The 442-nt window shown below is 49.3% G+C and carries 1 pseudogene; it reads left to right on the forward strand.

Going from position 1 to position 442, the window contains the following annotated elements:
- A pseudogene (locus ACTHTY_RS12035) lies at positions 1-442 on the forward strand (hypothetical protein); the annotation flags it as partial.

Raw genomic sequence — 442 nt, forward strand, 5'->3', positions numbered from 1 at the left:
GTAAAATCCTCAAACAAACCTTAAAGCACCAAATCGGTATAGATACCCGCCGCCTCAGCCGTTTGATTTTGATTGCCGCGTTGGGTGCAGGGCAACTGAAGGAACAAATCGAAGTCTGCTCTGATTGCGCTGTTTTTCTCGGTACGCCGTTTTCTTCGCCATCCGTATTTGAAAAAATGGCAGACAATGTGCTGAACCACCACGCCGCGATGCCGTTTGACTTTATTGCCAACCTGCACAACTCCCCAGTTTTTCATGCCGCGCAAGCGTTAGGCACGCATGGTGCAACTTTGGTCATGGCTGCTGACAACAATTTAGATACCTGCTTTCATCCATTGTTACTGGCGATGCAATCTTTGCAAAATGGCGGACAGGCTGCGGTTGGCTGGGCATATGAATATAAAGCAGCGCAGGCAGAGAAGCAGGAAGGAAGTAGGTGGAG

Origin of the sequence: Neisseria sp. P0019.S002 (genome assembly GCF_051957155.1) — a bacterium.
Lineage (GTDB): Bacteria > Pseudomonadota > Gammaproteobacteria > Burkholderiales > Neisseriaceae > Neisseria > Neisseria perflava.